Below are 18,087 nucleotides of genomic sequence, written 5' to 3'. Positions count from 1 at the left end.
AATGAGCACGCCATCCCGCATCATCGGGGATCTGCGATTGCGACTGGGCTCGAAGCCCGCGCTCGCGATCCTGGTCCTGCTCCACAGTGCGGTCGCCTGCCTGTCGCTGATCAAGATCGCGGCCTTCCAGTCCTATATCCATTTCAGCGACGAACGCCTCTGGCTCGCGGTCACCGTCGCGGCCGCCTTCTCCGTCGTGTCGCTGCTGTTCGTCGCTGCCCGCTTCAGCTTCGGCTATTTCGCCGGCTTCTATTTCTACACGATGATCCTGGGCTTTCTGTGGATCGACGTCTTCTCCGAGTACAGCTATCCGCGATTGCTCGCCGGGTTCTCGGCGGCGGCATCGCTGGTGCTCTTGCTGTTGCCCATGCTGTTCATCCGGGCGCCGTTCCGGCAGCTCGTCGTGCTGTCACGTGCCGGCTTCGAGCATCTGCTCACGCTGATCCTGGTGATCTCCATTGGCACCATCGCCGTGGCCTCGATCTACAATTTCCGCCTCATCACGATCGAAAACATCTACGACTATCGCGACGCGCTCGCATTTCCGGGAACAGTGCGGTATCTCACGGGCTGGGTTTCCAGCACATTGCTGCCGTTCGCTTTCGCCTGCTACTGGCTGCTTGGGTATCGCTGGCGGACGGCACTCGTCCTGATCCTGCTTGTATTGCTTTATCCGATTACCCTGACCAAATTTGCCTTCTTCACACCTGTCTGGATCATCGCACTGGCCGTCATTTCACGCTTCTTCGAAGCCAGGACGTCCGCGCTTCTGACGCTTTTCCTGCCGATGCTCGCCGGCGTCATCCTGATATCGATCACCATCCCCTCCCTCGATCACACGGAGATCTATTCGATCGCTGACGCAGCACGCATCCGGATGTTCGACATCATCAACATCCGGATGATCGCGACGGCATCGAGCGCGCTCGACATCTACAACCATTTCTTCGCTCATCATCCGCAAACCTGGTTCTGCCAGGTCTCCGTCCTCAAGCCGCTGATGTCCTGCCCCTACCAGGAGCCGCTCGCCGTGGTGATGCAGAACACCTACGGCTTCGGCAATCTGAATGCGTCGCTGTTTGCGACCGAAGGGGTTGCCTCCGTCGGCCTCTATCTTGCGCCTCTCACCGCGCTCGGATCGGGCCTGATGCTCGCGCTCGGCAACCGCGCCTCCGCAGGGCTTTCGCCTCGCTTCGTGCTGATGTCCGCCGGCGTGCTGCCGCATGTCCTGCTCAACGTGCCACTGTCGGTCGCCATGCTCACCCACGGCACCATCATCCTGTTCTTGCTCTGGTACGTGATGCCGCGCGGCCTGTTAGGGGATCAGAATGCGGACCGCGATTGATTTTGACGCGCACTACAGCTCTCCCGACCCCTGGGGCCTCAAGCACGCGGGACGCCGCGATCGGGCGCTCGGGAAGGTCATCACGCCTTATGTAGACGGCCGCTCCGTCCTGGAGCTTGGATGCGGCGAGGGTCATCTCACCTCGACGATCTTTTCTCGCGCGAAGAGCGTCAAGGGGATCGACATCAGCGCAATCGCCGTCTCGCGCGCGCAAGCGCTGGACCTCCCCTCTGCGAGCTTCGAGGTGTCGGATTTTCTGACCGTCAGCTTCGCCGGCTATGATGTCATCGCAGCAATCGAATGCCTCTATTATCTCTCGGCGGCCGAGCAGGATGCGTTCCTTCAGAAGCTGGTCCGCGAGCATGATGGCGTTTTCATTCTCTCCGCGCCGATCATAGGCGCGAACGAGCACCGGTCGTACTACACGCATTCCGGCATCGTGCAGATGCTTGCCAGACACGGCCTCTCGATCCTCCAATGGCGCAATTTGAATGCCTACTGGAGGGCTGGAATCGGAGGGATCGCCGCAGCGGCGATGATCAGGCTTCCGTTCGGAGAGGCTCTCATCCCCCATCTGCCCGAAGCCTTGGTCTACCAGCGCTGCTACGTCGCGCGACGGACAGGCAATACGTAAAAGAAGCGCGACCCGGGCACTCTCCGGAGGTCACGCCTGCATGTCGCTCAGGAGCGACTGGAGCTGCTCCCCGTAGTGCTCCGGCGTCATCTTCTCCATCCGCTCGCGTGCCTTTGCCGTGAGCGTCCTCGCGAGATCGCCATCCCTGACGACGGCCAGAATGGCGTCCCTGATCGAGGCGACCGACGTCGGATCGAACAACAGCGCGCCGTCGCCGACCTGTTCCGGAATGCCATGGATGCCGGAGGCAATCACCGGCGCGCCGGCCAGAAAGGCTTCGTAGACCGGGATACTGATGCTCTCGAACAGAGACGGCATCACAAGCGCCGTGGCGAGCCGGTAGATCGCCTGGAGCTCGTCGCGCTCGACGAAGCCGACATGCACAACGCTTTGGTCGAGACCCAGCCGAGCCACCGCGTCCATTACGTTGCGATATTCGTCGCGTTGTTTTCCCGTCAGCACCAGCTTGAGATCGGGCGCCTCCTTGAGGACTTCGTTGAAGGCCTCGACCAACCGCAGATGATTCTTGTGGACCCAGAACTGCGCCGGGTAGAACAGGAACCGCGACGGCAATTGCAGTCGCCGGCGCACCTCGTCGAGCTCGGCGTCCGATTGCGCGGTCATGAACTGACGCTGCGGCGGAGCGGCAATGATCTCGATCCGTTCATCCGCGACGCCGAACGAGCCGACAATGTCGGCCTTGACGTAGCGCGACTCGCATATCACGCGCCGCGCGCGGCCGAGCAGGCCTGCGTAGATCGCGTGCCGCCAGATCCGCTGCCGGGCCGAAAAATTCTGCGGATAGTAGTTCTCCTGCAAATCATGCAGCGTGAAGGCGAACGGTTTTGACGTATGCAAGAGGGCCAGCGAGAAGATCGGCGCAAGCAGCAAATCCTCAGAACCGAATGGATCGGGCAGCCTAACATGCAACCGGTGCGCGGCCAGCGCGGTCAACTGCCGCCAGCGGCTCTCCTCGAAAGGACGGATCGGATAGCCGAACTCGAGGAAGTCCGGGTTGGTCGGGTCGCCATAAAGGGTGATGTCGAAGCCAACGACATGCTGGAGGCCGTGAAGCATCGCCAGCGTATACTGGTAAGTCCCGCCGTTGTTCGGACCGGCAAGCGCGATGACGCCGAGCCTGACGCTCACACCACGCCCATCGATTTCAGGATGTCGTTCACTTCGCTGCCGATGCGCTCGACATCCGACTTCGTCATGTCGAAATAAGACGGCAGGTTGAGACCGATATCCGCCTTGCGGCCGGCCACGGGCAGTCCCTTCTGCCGGTACATCGGCATCGCCGACATCGTGCAGAAATAGGGCCGGGAATCGATACCGCGCGCTTTCAGCAGCCGCATGAACTCGTCGCGCCGCTCGGCGTCGAAGGCATCGACCTCGAGACAAACCATCCAATAGGCGCTCTTCGCCCAGTTCTTCACCCGGTTGAGCCGAACGCTGTCGCTAACACCGACGACTTGCCGATACCAGTCCATGATCTCGGCCCGACGGGCCAGAAACTCACCGATCCGTTCGAGCTGGGCGACGCCGAGCGCGGCCTGGAGATTGGTGATCCTGTAGTTGAAGCCGCGCTCCTCGTGGAAGTAGCGCCGGGTCGGGCTCATCGCGTGATCGCGCAGGCGCTTGGCGCGCTGCCAGAACGCCTCGTCGTCGGTGGTCAGCATGCCGCCTTCGCCGGTCGTGATCACCTTGTTGCCGTAGAAGGAGAAGACGCCGCATTTGCCGAGACCGCCGACACGACGCCCCCGATATTCCGCGCCATGCGCCTCCGCCGCGTCCTCGATGATGGCAATGCCATGCGAGTCCGCGATTTCCGTCAGCGCGTCCATGTCCGCGGGGTGGCCGTAGAGATGCACCGGAACGATCGCCTTGGTGCGAGGCGAGATCAGCGCACGGACGGAGGCGGGATCGAGACACAGCGTGTCGGGATCGACGTCGGCCAGCACCGGCGTCGCGCCGGTGTAGGCCACCGCATTCGCCGTTGCGACAAAGGTGAGGTCGGGCACGATGACCTCGTCGCCCGGTTTCAGGTCGAGCGTCGCGAACGCAAGGTGAAGCGCGGTCGTGCCGTTGCTCACCGCCAGCGCGTAGCGGGTGCCGCAATATTTGGCGAACTCCGCCTCGAACCGGTCGATATATTCGCCGATCGAGGAGACCCAGCCGGAATCCAGCGCGGCCAGAACCAGTTCTCTCTCGCGCGGGCCGATCGTCGGCTTTGAAATCGGAATGAAGCTGTCTGTCATGTGGACTTTCTAAAGCGACGCGACGAGCGCTTCGAAGCGCTGCCATTGCACCTCTTTGGAATAGCGCGTCGTCAGCATGTCGTGGCCGGCGCGCGCGATCTTTGCCCATAGCGCCGAATCGTCGAGCAGCCTGCGAATCTGCCTGACCGCATCTTCGGGCGAGCTGTACGTCACGAGCGTGTCCCCATCGACCATCCCCTCGGGATAGTTACCATCATCCGACAGAAGAAGCGACGCCGCGCCCATCGCCTCGAAACAGCGCATGTTGCCGCGATCCTCGCCCGACATGTCGATGGCGCCGTTGAGCACGATCTTGGCCGCGCCGAGAACCTCGTAATAGTCGCGCCCAAAGACGGGAGGCTGTGCAATCGACCTGACCGCCTCGGGCCGCCTGTGCTCGGCCAGCGGCAGCAGCCGGCCGATCGGAGATTCGGCCAGACGGCACAGCCGCGACCTGTCGAGGTGATACACGACATGATGCTCACCCGCGAGCCCCGCCACCTGCTCGAGCACGGCGGCGCGCTGCCGGTGATGGCGCGAATAGCCGCCGACGAACAGCACGTCGATGGGCCGGTCCTGGCGCGCGGCGAACGGATCGAGCTCGCGATCATAGCCGGGAAAGAAATAGTCCGTCCGTGCGCCGCGGGCGGCGATCGAGGCGAGGATCGAGGGGAAATTGCAGACGACGAGGTCGTAGTCGGCGAACGCCACGTCGAGAAGCGGCGCCGCATGCCAGGCGATGACGTGCCTCACGCATCCGGGCAGGCTGTTGATGAAATCGGACGGCCAGCCGGTGGTGTCCTGGTTGTAGAACACGTCCGCGCGATGATGCTCGATCTGGGCCTTGAGGATTTCGGCGGCCGTGGCGCGCGCCTTCATGCCCTGCTCGCTGGCCCAGACCCGCTGCACCTCCAGGTCATCCCCGTAAGCGAAAAATGCCCATTCGGCGCGTTGGTCGACCGGCAGCAGGATGTGGCATCCGGCATGGCGGAACTGCTTGAACACATCCATCTTGCCGGCAAATGTCGGGGTGTGCCGGGTCAGGTCGCGAAGCCTCGGGCGCAGCGAGGGATAGTACCTGCAGTTCTGGAAAAGCCTCACAAACGCGTCCGATTGTCTTTGGATAGATCGTCTTGGATAGGATGAGATGCCTTGGGGGACCTAGCCTTGGCAGGTCGCGCGCACTCAACCTCCGCCCTCCCCGAAGGTCAAGCAAAATCCGGGGCTTAGCGCGGGATGGCGGCGATCAATGTTTGCCGAAATCCCTTGACCATCAGGGGACTTGCCGCGGCCCCTGCGAAGCTCAGCCAGATTGCACATTCCGCGAAAAAATGGACGAGCCCCGTGCCCGGCGCGAGCCACGCGGCCGCGAGGCCGGCGCCCCAGCCGGACAGCACGATGGTGACAGAGACGAGGATCAGGAATCCGGTGTGCCGAACCGGATGCTCCAGGGTCTGTCCTATGATTACGAAGGCCAGCAGGCCGGATTGCACCAGGATGTCGCTCGCGACGATGGCAAGGGCTGCGCCCAGCGGCCCGAGCCGGGGCGTCAGGACAAAGGACAACACCAGGAAAACCACGAGCTGCAGCCCCTTGCCGCGGATCAGGAGATCGCCGCGATTGCTGTGGCTGGCGAATGCCAATGCCAGCAGCGACGGCGCCGCGGCGGCCGAACCGAGCAGAAGGGTGACCGCAAGGGGCGCGTCGTAGGGAATGCTCCCGTGCGTCCACAACGTAAAGAAGTCGCCCCAGAACGGCATCAGCGCGGCGACAACCGAGCTCGCCAGGATCGTGACGAACACCGATCCACGCGCATAAAGCCGGCTCAGGCGCTCACGATCGCCGATGGCGTAGTCATGACCGAGTTCGGCGGCGAGCGGAAGCGCCAGTTGCAGGCAGAGCCCGCGCACGAGGCTCGCGATCACGCGCGTCAACCCCCACTGCGCCACCGCGACGCGGTCGGTGACGAGCGCGGAGACCAGCAGCACCGGAAGATTGACGAGCGCGAGCTCGGTGACGTTGGCGATGGCAAAGGGAAATGCGCGGCCGAACTGCCCGACGCTCCAGCGCAGCGACGCGGACCACGATCGCGCGCGACGCAGATCACGGCGCAGGAACGGAAACAGATGCGGCGCGTCGACGAGAAGGACGGCAGCCAGCAGGATCTGCATCGAGACGTAGGCGATTGCGACGGCGACAAGGCTGCCGAACCGCGCGATCGCAAAAAGCTGCGCGATCTGACCGAGCAGCAATGCGCCGTTCAAGAGCCACGCCGTGCGACCATATTGGCCGCGCGCCCGATAGAGGGCGGAGGCGACGTTTGCAGGCAGGCTCACCAGCATTCCCAGTGTCATCACCACGAACGCGGAATCGAAGGACGCGGTCCCGCGAAACCCGAATACCACCGAGGGCGGAATCAGAGACGTGGCAAGCAGCAACAGCACAGCCAGCACCGCCACGACAGCGAGATAGATCCGCAGCATCGCCGCATAGAAATTCGCAGTCCGCCCGTCGCAATCGACGCAGGATTTGAAAGCGAGAAACCGGTTGATGGCGCGAAGCTGCAATCCCGCATCCGCGACGACGATGAGGCTGCCGGCCGCATAGATCGCCAGCCACGCCGCGAGCACATCGCCGCTCCAGACGTGCAGGAAGGCCGGGATCAGCAGCAGCTGCTGGGTCAGGCCCAGCATCATCTGGACCAGATTCGCCGACCAGCCGCGAATGAGCCGGCGGCCGCGGCCGGCACCGCCCCGATCGTCGGCCTTGCCCGGCGCGTCAGTCTGCGTGTCGGTCAAGCCGCATCCTTCCCGGCGCTCGATCGGCCCGGCGCAGGGCCTTGAAGGCGCGTCTTAAGGCGGTTGGACGGCTCAGGCAATGGCATCGGACGGCGATCAGAGCCCGTCCGACTCGCCGTTCTTCGGCGTGGACCGCGGCGCGAAGGGCGCGAACGACGTGTTGGCCGTGGTCGGCATCGTCAGCTTGCCTTCGGCATCCGCCGGCGCAGGCGCGGTTGCGGGCGAGCCGGCAGGCGCAGTCGTCCCGTCCGGCCGTTGCAGCGCCAGCACTTCGCTGCGATCGCCCTGCTTGAACGTCACCTCGCGCGGCTGAACCGCGGTCAGCGACCAGCCGTCGAGCGACTCGCCCTGGCGCAGGCGAACGACCTTCTGGTCGATGCGGTTGACGAGGATCGCGATCGCATCGCCCTCGCCGATCACGGCCCCGACCAGCGTCAGCGGCGGTGGCGCGTCGGCCGGCTTCGGCGGCGGCGGCGCATGCGTCTCTTCAACCGGGGACACGGCGACCGCGCGCGGCGGTGGCCGGCGCGTCGCCGAGAAGATCGGGCGCTCCTGGGTCACGGTCAGCGCCGAGAACGGCACCGACCACAGCGGATTGCCGCGGAGAGCCGGCTTGCTCACAGCCCGCGCGGGACTGGCGATCGGCCGCAACGCGCCGACATCGATGCTCTCGGAGGGAGTGCCTGCGACTTCGTCGGGCAGGATATCAATGCGCGACGAGGTGGCGGCCATCGTTTCGGCAATGCCCACCACCGCGCACAACACGGCCAATCCCGTCGGTCTCAGCCATCCGGACATCAGAATTCCTTGCAAGTTCCATTGCGGCCGCGCCAGCACGCGGCAAGCCTTCCTCAGCAAACTAGGCCCGATGCGCCTCGCCATCAACCTGCTCCGGAACCCGCCTTTGCGTCCGGCATGTTGCCATGCCTGAAAATCCCGCCCTACTTCCCCGCCTGCCACTGGCCGGAAACGCCCAAGATCACCCTGATGCGGCCGGTGCCGGCATCGCTCAAAGCCGTCGTCTGCGGCACCTGGACGTCGAGCTGATCGACGAACAGGAACGGCATGCCGGCTTCGAGATCGTAGAGAACCTTCTGCAGCGCCGGCTGCTCCAGCTCGCAGCTGACGACGAGGCCGACGAAGCCGTCCTTCACTTGCGCGCCTGTTAGGTCGACCTGCGAGGACTGCACTGAGCCGCCGACATTGCCGACGGCGGCCGCGACCCGCTGCAACAGATTGGCGCCGGCGACCGTCACGGTCGGCCCTTCCAGGAACGGCGTGCCGGGATGCTCGGCCAGGGCTGCCGCGGCATTCTTGGCCGCTCCCTTGCGGCCGCGCAGCTGGTCGAGCAGGTCGGAGGTCTGTGCCAGCGCCTGGCGGTGGGCGATGACGTCGGCGATCGACAGGCCCGCCATCAGCAACAGCCCGCCCGTCACCGCGAGATAGAGCGTGACCGCGATCAGCGGCGAGCCGTGCAGCGCCCGCGCAACTGCATTTCCGCTCGCGATGCCCGGCGCGCTCATGCCCGTGCTCATGGCGCGTTCCTCGGCTCGATCTGCGCCTCGATGTGGAAGCGCTCGCCGGGATCCGACGCGGCGCGCGTGGTCGGGGCATAGAAGGTCGCGCGGGCAAAATGCTGGGACTGCTCGATCAGCGGGATCAGCGAAGGCGCATCGCGCGTGATGCCGGCGATCTGGAGCTTGTCGCCGGCCAGGTGCAGCTCGGTGACATAAGTGTGGTCCGGCAGAACGCGGCTCAGCGATTCCAGCACGATCACGCTCGCCGGCGTGTCGTATTTGCGCCGCTCCAGCAGCGCGAGCGGCGAGCGCTCGCCGCCATCGCTGCCGCGGATCGCGGCGCGGCGCTGGGTGATCTGGCGCTCGAGCTCGCTCTCCTGCGCGCTGAGGCTGTCGGCGAGATAGCCGGCGGCGATCGATCCGGCTACGGCGACGATTGCGGCAACGCCCAGCACCATCTGCAGCGTCCGGCTCAACCGGGCCGGATCGACCGCACCGCGCGACCTCTGCTCGAACACCTTGATGCGCCCGCCCTCGGCAGCCTCCGTCACGATCGCGATCGCGGACGGATGATAGGGGGACACCGCCTCGACACAACCCATGGCCAGCCTGCGCGGGGCCGCTGCGATCAGCGTGGTGATGCCCTCGCTGCCTTGGGCCACTGGCACGCTGCAACCGAACACGGCCTCAGCGGCGCTCCAGGGCGTCAGCCGATCGATCTGCGCCCGCACGATGCCGTCGAGGAAATCGGCCGCTCGCGCCGGCAGCTCCAGCGGGCGAAACAGGAAGCGCGCCGGCCGTAGCACAATCTCGACGCGGCTGCCGCGAACGATCTGGGCGAGACCGGCGGCAGCGAACTTGCCGTCCTCGAACGCGATGGTCTTGAGGCTGTTCTCCGGCTTCGCAGTCTCCAGTGCGAATATGCCCTTGTCATCCTCGACCAGCCGCACCAGGCGCGGCGACACCATCCGCTCAAGCCCGGCGACAACGGAGCCTGCCACCGTACCGGTCCAGGCATCGAGAATGGCGCGAAGGGAACTGAGCGAGCTCATCTTACAGAGGCTTTCCGGCGGAGCCGTCGAAGGCGTTGTGCCACGACAATACACGATAGGGCTCATCGCCGCTGTCGAGAAGCAGGATGACGATCTCGGCCGCGCTCGCGCGGTGTGCCGGCGATTCCGCGGCGATCGTCAGGCGGTAGGTCTTCGCGCCCTCGGTCGTCGCGCTGGCGCTGCCGGCGAGCCCGACCAGGGATCGCGGGTCGACGTTGGGATCGGCGCGGTCGCGCAGCAGCCGTTGCAGGGTCTCCGGCGTCATGCCGGGCAACGCCGCCACCACTTGCGGCGCGGCGTCCAGCACGTTCACCGTGCGCATGTTGCTGAACACGGTGACGTAGGGCAGCACGCGCTCGATCACGGCCGGTGGAATGCCGCGCACGAGCCACAGCTCGTCGCTGTGCGGGAACGGCGCGTGGCGCGGCAGATAGGGCGCGCCGAGCGTACGGTAGTACGAATCCTCGGGATTGTCCTGGCCCGCCTCGGTCGATGACCGCCACGCCATGATCCGGTCGGCATAGGTCGGCGCATCCGTCTCGGAGACGCCGAGCGCCATCATCAGGCCCGCGAGAATTGGCTTCGGTGCCATGTTGAGATCGATGCGTGCGGCCTCCGAGCGGAACGTCACACTCACCCGGCCCGCTCCGACGCGGGCGTTGAAGGTGCCGCTGGTCGGGCGTGTCGCCTCGTTCTGCGCGGTCAGCCGGTAGGCCGTGAGCTCGAGGCCGGCGTTCATCAGCGCGTCGGCCTGCAACCGGTCGGCGTTGACGGCAACGGTGACGGCGGTGTTGGTGACATAGGTCAGGTAGATCAGTGCGAGCGCGGCGAGTGCAGCCAGCATCCAGAGCACCACGACAACGATGAAGCCGCGGCCATCGCCAAAAGCGGCGAAGCCGCGGCGATCGTCAAGCGCCGCCCGGTCGTGCGTCGCTCCGCTCAAAGCTGCTGCTCCTCTTTCTGCGCCTGTTGCGGCCTTGTGCCCGCCGTCAGGCAGGTCGTCGGATTCTTGGCGCGCGCGCATTCGGCCGGCGCGGTGATGTGCGTCACCACGGCCGCCGAGACCGCCAGCACCTGGCCGTTGGCGCCGTCGCGCACCGTGATGCGGATGCGGTCTGGCAGTTGCGCCTGACCGTGCCAGGCGGGCTGCCATTTCCTATCAGGCCCGGCATAGGCGAAGCTCACGCGGAACGGCGCGCGGATCAGCACGACCTGGTCGACGAAGCGGATCTGCCCGTCTGTCGCCATCGGCTGGAACGGCGCGCGCTCGCGCACCAGCGCGAGCCCCTGCGCGTCGGCCTTCTCGATGAAGCGGATGTATTCGAGGCCCGGACGCGCGCTCGGGCCGAGCGCCGTGCGCAGGAAGGTCACGGACAATTCGGCGCCGTCGAACAGCGGCGCCTTGGCGTCGCCGTTCACCGTCATCTGCTCGGCGACCGACAGATCGGCAACGATGCGGTCGAGGCCGGTGGCGAGACGTTCGGCGCGCTGCACGCGCGCGATGCCGCGATTCCAGTTCGGCAGCCACTGCGCCGTCACGGTCGCAAGCGCGGCCAGGATCACCGTCATCAGCAGCGTGGCGAGCAGCACTTCGAGCAGGGTGAAGCCCGCCTCGGGGCCGAGCGCGCGGTGCAGCCGTTTCATGGCGCGGGTCATCGTGCGGGTCATTGCGCTGGTCATTGGGTGGGTCTTGGCACCAGCTTCACCGTCGTGATCTGGATCGCACTGCCGTCGGGACGCTGGAGGCGCAGATTGACCGCCAGCGGCACGAAGCGATCGGTGGCGGGATTGCCGCCAGCCACATTCATCGGCGCAACATCGACGCGCCAGCGGCTGCCTGCAAGCTCGCCGCTCTGCCGGCCGGGCTTGAGCACCGCCCGCGGCGGCAAGTCCGCGAGCAGCGTCTCGGCCGTGCCGGCCAGTACCAGGCGCTGGTCGATCGAACGCGTGCCCTTCGCCGTCGTGGCGATGACCGAGCCGATCGTGCCGAGCACGATGGCAATGATCGCAAGCGCGACCAGCGCCTCGATCAGGGTGAATCCGGCGGCGCCGTCAGAGCAGCTTCTGCGGAACAATCTCGACGCCTCCGGTCAGCCAGTTGACGCGTACCTCATAGCCCATGCCGGGCCGCGCCAGCGCGATCACGCCGCCGCACGACATGCCCGACGGAAAGAAATCGATCGACCGTCCCGTGCGGCGATCGGCGCAGCGCGAGGCCAGCGTCGCCTGCACGACGACGTCGCGCGGCAGGCGGATGGTCTGTCCGGTAACGCCGGAGCGGATCGAGCGCGCCTCAGCATCCACCTGGGTGGCCACCCACACCTGCCGGCGCAGCGCCGAGTTGCGGTCCGCCTTCAGCAGCGTCGCGGTTTCGACCGCGTAGCTTTCCAGCTTCGCCCGCGTCGTCGAACGCGGGATCGCGGGCAGGATGATGGCCGCGAGCAGCGCGATGATCGCAAGCACGCACAGGATCTCGATCAGCGCAAAGCCCCGTTCAAAGCCTTGCGCATCCCGCATCGGCTCAGCGCGCACCGCTGACAATGTCGGCTGCCGTTCCACTGCCGCCTTCCTGACCGTCCGATCCGAGGGAGATGATGTCGTAGGGTGAGCTCGCGCCCGGCGAGCGATAGACATAGACATGGCCCCAGGGATCGTTGGGCACCACGCCACCGCGTAGATAAGGCCCGTTCCAGCCGGCCTGATTGTTGCTGCGCGTCAGCCCGACGAGGCCTTCATTCGACGTCGGATAGCGGCCGAGATCGAGGTAGTAGAGATCGAGCGCACTGGAAAAGCTTTCGATCTGGATCTTGGCCGCCTTGGCCTTGGACTCGCTGAGATAGTTCAGCACCCGCGGGCCGACCAGCGCCATGATCATCCCGATGATGGTGATGACGACGAGCATCTCGACCAGGGTGAAGCCGGCCTCCCCTCGGCCAGCGCGCCGGCGACCGCGCCTTGACGATGGATGTTTGATCATCTCGAGCCCCTCCCGTTTCCCTGATATTCTAACCGACAATCTGGCTCACCGACATCAGCGCCGTCATCACCGACGTGATCAGGCCACCGACGACCAGGGAGATCGCGATGATCGCCGCCGGCCCCGCAATGCCGACCGCGCGGTCGAGGGTGCGTTGCAGCTTGCTCTCATAGAACTCGGCGACACGGCCCGACAGCATCGGCAACTGCCCGGTCTCGTCGCCGAGGCGAAGCATGCGGACCGCCATCGCCGGCAATGCGTTGGTCTCTGCTAGCGCGTCGGACAATTTCGAGCCGTGACGAACGCGGTCGGCGGCATCGCTCCACACCGCGGACGGCCCGGTCGTCGCCATCATGTCGATCAGGATGCGCAGCGTCGTGGTGAGGTTGACGCCGCTGCCGAGCAGCAGGCCGAGATTGCGGCAGAACAGCGCCGTGCGGTACTGGCCCATCACGCTACGGATCGCCGGCAGCCGTGTGATCATATTGGTGATGCCGCGGCGGACGCGCTCCTGACGCAACAAGAGCCAGGTTGCGGCAACCGCGATGGCAAGGGAGGCGAGCACCGCATCGGAATTGCCACGCAAGAAGGTCGAGATGTTGAGGAACACGCCGACGATCGGATCGACCTTGGCGCCGAAATCCTGCAAGACGCTGGCAAATTGCGGCAGCACGAACGTCAGGAAGAACAAGAGCACGCAGCCGGCGGCGCCGAGAACGAACACGGGGTAGCGGATCGCATCCGTCAGCCGGCGCTTCAGCGCCTCGCCACGCGCGCGTTCGCCAGCCAGCACCTCCAGCACCTGGTCCAGCGAGCCGGAGGCTTCGCCGACCCGCACCAGCGCAATGTACATCGGCGGAAACAACCCCTCATGCCGCGCTAACGCCTCGGCAAAGCTCTCGCCGGAGACGACGCGCGCGCGGATGTCGGCAACGACCGGCCGCAGCCTCCCGAAATCGGGATCGGCCGCAAGCAGCTCCAGGCCGTCGTTGATGCGGGCGCCGGCGCGCAGCAGCAGCGCGAGGTCGCGGGTGAGGATGGTGACGTCTTCGGCCTTCGGCCTGTTGAACAGGCTGAGCGCGCCACGCGCGACGCCCCCCTCCTCCGGCGAGACATTGTCGACCAGCACCAGGCCGAGCCGCTCGATCCGCTGGGCCACGTCGCCTGGCGCGGCCGCGGCGATGGCCCCGGAGACCAGTTCGCCGTTGGCATTGAGCGCGCGGTAGCGATAGTTCGGCATATTTTTGGCGTACCTGGTTTAGCGCACCGTCGTGACGCGGAAGACCTCGGGCACCGTCGTCAGCCCTGAGCGGCATTTGGCGACGGCATCCTCCAGCATGGTCGTCATTCCGCCCCGCATCGCGGCGGCATCGATGGAGTGAGAGTCGGTTTGCGGTCCGATCAGCGCGCGCACCTCGTCGGACATTTCGAGGATCTCGAACACGCCGTTACGGCCGCGATAGCCGGTGCCGCCGCAGCGCTCGCAGCCGCCGGCCTCGTGCACGACCTCGCCGCACTTGAAGCCGATCACGGCAAAGCGCGGGTCCTTGGCGAGATCGGCTTCCGTCAGCGCATGCGGCACCTTGCAGCGGTCGCACAGCATGCGCACCAGGCGCTGCGCGACCACCGCACGCAACGTCGACTTGAGCAGGAAGCCCTCGATCCCGAGATCGATCAGGCGCGGCACGGCCGCCGCCGCCGTCTCGGTGTGCAGCGTCGTCAGGACGAGATGGCCGGTCAGCGCGGCATGGATCGCGATATGCGCGGTCTCGGCGTCGCGGACCTCACCGACCATGATCACGTCGGGGTCCTGACGCACGAAGGAACGCATGGCCGACGCAAAGGTGAGCCCAATCGACGGCTTGACCTGGGATTGGTTGATGCCGGGTATCTCGTACTCGACCGGATCCTCGATGGTGAGGATCTTGCGCGTCGGCTCGTTCAGGATCGACAGCATGGTGGCGAGCGTCGTGGTCTTGCCGCTGCCGGTCGGTCCGGTGACGACGATCATGCCGTGCGGCAGCGCCAGCAGACGCGTCATCGCGCCCTCGTCGCGCGAGCGGAGGCCAAGCTTGCTCATCTCGAGCAGGCCACGGTCGCGCGGCAGCAGGCGGATGACGGCGCTCTCTCCGTGTTGCGTCGGCATGGTCGCGACGCGAACGTCGAGCTCGCTGCGCCCGACGCGCACGCGCGCCGCGCCGTCCTGCGGCAGGCGGCGTTCGGCGATGTTGAGACTGGCGAGAATTTTGATGCGCGAGATCAGCGCCTGCGGCGGGATGCCGTGCGGCGACGGCAGCGCACGCAGCAGTCCATCGACACGCATGCGCACCGTAAGTCCGGCACGGAACGGCTCGACGTGAATGTCGCTGGCGCGCAGGTCGACCGCGCGCTCCAGAAGATCGTTGAGCGCGCGCACCACCGGTGCGCCGCTGGCGAGATCGCGCAGGCTCTCGATGTCATCATCGGATTGCTGCGCGATGCTCCGTACGCCGTCGCCGGTCTTCGCATCGCCCGCCTCGGCGCGCTGGTCGAGCACCGTGGTGATGTCCTCGAACGAGGCGACAACGACCTCGACCGTCTCGCCGAACACGATCTCGGCGGCGCGCACCGCGGCTGTGTCCGACGGGTCGGCGATCGCCAGCCGATAGCCGCCATTCGGCGCGCGGAACGGAAAGATGGTGGATTCACGCAGGAAGCGGCGGGAGAAACCATCGAGACAGGGCGTGGTTGTGAGCAGTTGCGGCAGGCCGAGCCGCGCCAGGCCGAAATAGTCGGAGACCTCGTCGGCGAACTCGGTCGCAGAGAGATCGGTTGCTTCCCACAATTCGAGCAAGGGGCGCGTCAGCGCCGGGTTGGCGGATTTCTCCACACGGGCGCGTGCCCGCGGCGGCAGGGAATATTTCTCCAGGAGATGTTGCCGGAAGCTCTCTGCGGAAAGGTCTCGCATCGCACTCACAGCTTGCCTTGTTACCTGAAAGCAACAGCTTTCGCTTACCTGAAAGCAACAGCTCTCGCGGACGACGGAAGTCCTTTACGCTTGACTTATTTCTTAGCAAAAACATAATCGTGGCGCAAATAATTGCGCGTCCGAGCCACGGGGATCGGATGCAATTTCCAGTCACTCGCAGCGTTGGTGGGCGTATCTTGTTCGAAGTGGTCCAGACGCTTTTGCGCCGCCGCTCAGCGTTGACTGGAACGATCGCGCTGTTGTCGTCCGCTTTTTTGCTCACGGCCTGCATCGTCACCGCCGATCAATCGGTCGAAACCGATCCCAAGGATCCGCGCACTCAGAACCTTGTCGACAAGATCCGTGGCCTCGACATCCAGCCGCGACAACCTGCGGAGACAGGGGCGAGCGGCATTGGCCAGGCAAAATCGTCGAAGCCCGCGATCTATCTCAGCGATGGTGCAACGCCGCAAGGCGGGGCGCTGGCCGAGCGCGACGGTGCCGGCGGCGGCTACGATCTCAATTTCGAGAATGCGCCGGTTGCGACCGTCGCAAAGGTCATCCTTGGTGACGTGCTTAACGTCGGTTACACGATCGATCCCCGCGTTCAAGGAACTGTCACACTCGCCTCGGTCCGTCCGGTTCCAAAGGCCGACGCGATTTACGTGCTGGAGAATGCGCTGCGCATGTCCGGCGTGGCGCTGGTGCGCGACCGTACCGGCTATCGCCTGCTGCCGGCGCCGGAAGCAGGCCCAGGCGGCATCGACCGCTCGGTGAACGCCGAGGCCGGCCAGGGCATCACCGTGGTGCCGTTGCGCTACACCTCGGCCCAAAACATCTTCAAGCTGCTCGATGCCTTCGGCGTGAAGGCCTCGACCATGCGTCCTGACAGTTCCCGCAACACGCTGATCGTGAGCGGCAGCGGCACCGACCGGGCGACCGCGGTCGACACAATTCTGTCATTTGACGCGGACTGGATGCGCGGACAATCGGTCGGTATTTTCCCGGTGCGCAATTCCTCACCCGAGCCGGTCATCGCGGAAATCGAGAAGATCATGGATTCCGGCGAAGGCGGGATGAGCCAGAACGTGATCAAGCTCCAGCCGATCGCGCGGCTGAATTCGATCCTCGTGGTGAGCCAGAAGCCGGAATATCTCAAGCGCGCGCAGACCTGGATCGCGCGGCTCGATCGTTCGGATACCGACGGCGTGAACCTGAAGTCCTATCCGCTGCGCTACGGCAACTCCAAGGTGGTCGTGGCGATGCTGAACGACATGCTGTTCAACCAGAGCACGACAAGCAATTCCTCGCTCGACAGTGCATCGAGCCAGATCTCGCCCGGCGCGGGCATCTCGACGTCGTCGTCCTCCACCAATCCGGTCGCCTCGTTGAGTGCGCTGCCGACCGCCGCTTCCGGCGCCGCCACCCCGGTCACCGGAGCGCCGGGATCATCGTTCAGCGCCCGTCCCGCGCCGGCCGCGTCCGCAACGTCTGCCACATCCGCGACGCCAGCGCAGGACAGCGGCTTCGGTGGACAGTCCGGTAACGGCTCGAAGTCCGGCATCAACGGCATCCTCCAGAACGTCCGGATCACCGCCGACATCACCAACAACGCCGTTCTCGTCTATGCCAATCAGGACGCGCAGCGCGTCGTCGAGCAGACCATCCGGCAGATCGACCGGCCGCAACGCCAGATCGCGATCGAGGCGACCATCGCCGAAGTGACGCTGAACAACCAGTTGAACTATGGCGTGCAGTTCTTCCTGGCGAGCCAGAAGGGCTCGATCTCCAACACGATTTCCGGCGTCAGCAACGCCGCCACGGTCGGCAGCGGTGCCGTCGAAGCGGCGTCCAACGCCGTCAACGCCGCATCCGGCGCGCTGCTCGGGCGCGTGCTGCCGGGCTTCAACTTCCTGATCGGTTCCGAGAACTCGCCGCGCGTCATCCTCGACGCACTGCACAGCGTCACCGATGTGAAGGTGCTGTCGAACCCGTCGCTGGTGGTGCTGGACAACCAGGCAGCGACCTTGCAGGTCGGCGATCAGGTGCCGTTCTCGACCGGTACCGCGACCGTGCTGACCGCCAACAACACCGTCGTCAACACCATCGACTACAAGAACACCGGCATCATCCTGCGCGTGCTGCCGCGCGCCAATGCCAACGGCAATGTCGTGCTCGACATCGAACAGGAGATTTCGAGTGTCGCGGCCGGCAGCACCGGCTCGCTGACACCGACGATCTCGCAGCGCCGGGTCAAGAGCTCGATCGCGGTGACGAGCGGGCAGACCGTGCTGCTCGCCGGCCTGATCAGCGAGACCGAGAACACGCAGCGCCAGGGCCTGCCGATCCTGGATTCCATTCCCGGCATCGGCGACGCCTTCGGGCACCAGACCAATGCGCGGGCGCGCACCGAGCTGATCCTGTTCATCCGCCCGACCGTCATCAAGGACGGCGTCGATGCGCATGTCATCGCCGAGGAGATGCGCAGCAAGATGAACGGTCGGCTGGTCGGAACCAGCGATCCGGTGGTCACCTTGCCCAAGGCGGCGCGCTAGC

The 18,087-nt window shown here is 65.6% G+C and carries 17 protein-coding genes; 3 read left to right on the top strand and 14 right to left on the bottom strand.

Annotated features, from left to right (window positions below):
- Position 1 precedes the first annotated feature (1 nt).
- Together IC761_RS11635 and IC761_RS11630 are read left to right on the top strand one after the other, a co-directional pair.
- Positions 2–1,345, top strand: coding sequence for a hypothetical protein (locus tag IC761_RS11635; RefSeq protein WP_195803376.1), 1,344 nt, complete (start codon positions 2–4; stop codon positions 1,343–1,345).
- Entirely contained in the window at positions 1,329–1,979 is a 651-nt protein-coding gene (locus tag IC761_RS11630; RefSeq protein WP_195803375.1) for a class I SAM-dependent methyltransferase, read from the top strand. The genes IC761_RS11635 and IC761_RS11630 overlap by 17 nt, the downstream gene beginning before the upstream one ends.
- Before the next feature lie 30 nt (positions 1,980–2,009).
- Here the strand turns inward: IC761_RS11630 and IC761_RS11625 are convergent, their stop codons facing one another.
- The 14 genes from IC761_RS11625 to IC761_RS11560 form a co-directional block, all read right to left on the bottom strand.
- A complete protein-coding gene (locus IC761_RS11625) occupies positions 2,010–3,128 on the bottom strand; it encodes a glycosyltransferase family 4 protein (RefSeq protein ID WP_195803374.1) in 1,119 nt (372 codons plus the stop codon).
- Positions 3,125–4,240, bottom strand: a complete 1,116-nt coding sequence (locus tag IC761_RS11620) for a DegT/DnrJ/EryC1/StrS family aminotransferase (protein ID WP_195803373.1) — start codon at positions 4,238–4,240, stop codon at positions 3,125–3,127. Before IC761_RS11620 ends, IC761_RS11625 begins: the two co-directional genes overlap by 4 nt.
- A gap of 9 nt (positions 4,241–4,249) precedes the next feature.
- Positions 4,250–5,341 carry a glycosyltransferase family protein gene (locus tag IC761_RS11615; RefSeq protein WP_195803372.1) on the bottom strand — a complete coding sequence of 364 codons (1,092 nt, stop codon included), beginning with the start codon at positions 5,339–5,341 and terminating at the stop codon, positions 4,250–4,252.
- 125 nt (positions 5,342–5,466) lie between these two features.
- Complete coding sequence (locus IC761_RS11610) at positions 5,467–7,038, bottom strand: MATE family efflux transporter (protein ID WP_195803371.1); 1,572 nt, start codon at positions 7,036–7,038, stop codon at positions 5,467–5,469.
- 96 nt (positions 7,039–7,134) lie between these two features.
- The gene (locus IC761_RS11605) at positions 7,135–7,836 is read right to left on the bottom strand and encodes a hypothetical protein (protein ID WP_195803370.1); all 702 of its coding nucleotides are present in this window, start codon (positions 7,834–7,836) and stop codon (positions 7,135–7,137) included.
- Between the two features lie 143 nt (positions 7,837–7,979).
- The gene (gspM, locus tag IC761_RS11600; protein WP_195804628.1) at positions 7,980–8,561 is read right to left on the bottom strand and encodes a type II secretion system protein GspM; all 582 of its coding nucleotides are present in this window, start codon (positions 8,559–8,561) and stop codon (positions 7,980–7,982) included.
- Between the two features lie 8 nt (positions 8,562–8,569).
- Entirely contained in the window at positions 8,570–9,607 is a 1,038-nt protein-coding gene (locus IC761_RS11595; RefSeq protein WP_195803369.1) for a PilN domain-containing protein, read from the bottom strand.
- A gap of 1 nt (position 9,608) precedes the next feature.
- Complete coding sequence (locus IC761_RS11590; RefSeq protein ID WP_246791493.1) at positions 9,609–10,550, bottom strand: type II secretion system minor pseudopilin; 942 nt, start codon at positions 10,548–10,550, stop codon at positions 9,609–9,611.
- A complete protein-coding gene (locus IC761_RS11585; protein WP_246791492.1) occupies positions 10,547–11,287 on the bottom strand; it encodes a general secretion pathway protein GspJ in 741 nt (246 codons plus the stop codon). The genes IC761_RS11590 and IC761_RS11585 overlap by 4 nt, the downstream gene beginning before the upstream one ends.
- Positions 11,284–11,682 carry a type IV pilus modification PilV family protein gene (locus IC761_RS11580; protein ID WP_195803368.1) on the bottom strand — a complete coding sequence of 133 codons (399 nt, stop codon included), beginning with the start codon at positions 11,680–11,682 and terminating at the stop codon, positions 11,284–11,286. The genes IC761_RS11585 and IC761_RS11580 overlap by 4 nt, the downstream gene beginning before the upstream one ends.
- Positions 11,660–12,166, bottom strand: coding sequence for a prepilin-type N-terminal cleavage/methylation domain-containing protein (locus IC761_RS11575; RefSeq protein ID WP_195803367.1), 507 nt, complete (start codon positions 12,164–12,166; stop codon positions 11,660–11,662). Before IC761_RS11575 ends, IC761_RS11580 begins: the two co-directional genes overlap by 23 nt.
- Positions 12,129–12,584 (bottom strand): type II secretion system major pseudopilin GspG, encoded by a 456-nt coding sequence (gene gspG / locus IC761_RS11570; RefSeq protein ID WP_195803366.1) that lies wholly within the window; start codon positions 12,582–12,584, stop codon positions 12,129–12,131. Before gspG ends, IC761_RS11575 begins: the two co-directional genes overlap by 38 nt.
- Before the next feature lie 28 nt (positions 12,585–12,612).
- A complete protein-coding gene (locus IC761_RS11565) occupies positions 12,613–13,824 on the bottom strand; it encodes a type II secretion system F family protein (RefSeq protein ID WP_195803365.1) in 1,212 nt (403 codons plus the stop codon).
- 18 nt (positions 13,825–13,842) lie between these two features.
- Positions 13,843–15,531 (bottom strand): GspE/PulE family protein, encoded by a 1,689-nt coding sequence (locus IC761_RS11560; protein ID WP_438265116.1) that lies wholly within the window; start codon positions 15,529–15,531, stop codon positions 13,843–13,845.
- Between the two features lie 158 nt (positions 15,532–15,689).
- Here IC761_RS11560 and gspD point away from each other — a divergent pair, with 158 nt between their 5' ends.
- A complete protein-coding gene (gene gspD / locus IC761_RS11555; RefSeq protein WP_195803363.1) occupies positions 15,690–18,086 on the top strand; it encodes a type II secretion system secretin GspD in 2,397 nt (798 codons plus the stop codon).
- Position 18,087 lies beyond the last annotated feature (1 nt).

Origin of the sequence: Bradyrhizobium commune (assembly GCF_015624505.1) — a bacterium.
GTDB classification, from domain to species: domain Bacteria; phylum Pseudomonadota; class Alphaproteobacteria; order Rhizobiales; family Xanthobacteraceae; genus Bradyrhizobium; species Bradyrhizobium commune.
This window is presented reverse-complemented; position numbering and strand designations above follow the sequence as displayed.

Coding starts and splice junctions, on each gene's coding strand:
- IC761_RS11620 (WP_195803373.1), bottom strand. CDS start 4,240: ATGACAGACAGCTTCATTCCGATTTCAAAGCCGACGATCGGCCCGCGC.
- IC761_RS11635 (WP_195803376.1), top strand. CDS start 2: ATGAGCACGCCATCCCGCATCATCGGGGATCTGCGATTGCGACTGGGC.
- gspG (WP_195803366.1), bottom strand. CDS start 12,584: ATGATCAAACATCCATCGTCAAGGCGCGGTCGCCGGCGCGCTGGCCGA.
- IC761_RS11565 (WP_195803365.1), bottom strand. CDS start 13,824: ATGCCGAACTATCGCTACCGCGCGCTCAATGCCAACGGCGAACTGGTC.
- IC761_RS11630 (WP_195803375.1), top strand. CDS start 1,329: ATGCGGACCGCGATTGATTTTGACGCGCACTACAGCTCTCCCGACCCC.
- IC761_RS11595 (WP_195803369.1), bottom strand. CDS start 9,607: ATGAGCTCGCTCAGTTCCCTTCGCGCCATTCTCGATGCCTGGACCGGT.
- gspM (WP_195804628.1), bottom strand. CDS start 8,561: ATGAGCGCGCCGGGCATCGCGAGCGGAAATGCAGTTGCGCGGGCGCTG.
- IC761_RS11605 (WP_195803370.1), bottom strand. CDS start 7,836: ATGTCCGGATGGCTGAGACCGACGGGATTGGCCGTGTTGTGCGCGGTG.
- gspD (WP_195803363.1), top strand. CDS start 15,690: ATGCAATTTCCAGTCACTCGCAGCGTTGGTGGGCGTATCTTGTTCGAA.
- IC761_RS11585 (WP_246791492.1), bottom strand. CDS start 11,287: ATGACCAGCGCAATGACCCGCACGATGACCCGCGCCATGAAACGGCTG.
- IC761_RS11560 (WP_438265116.1), bottom strand. CDS start 15,531: ATGCGAGACCTTTCCGCAGAGAGCTTCCGGCAACATCTCCTGGAGAAA.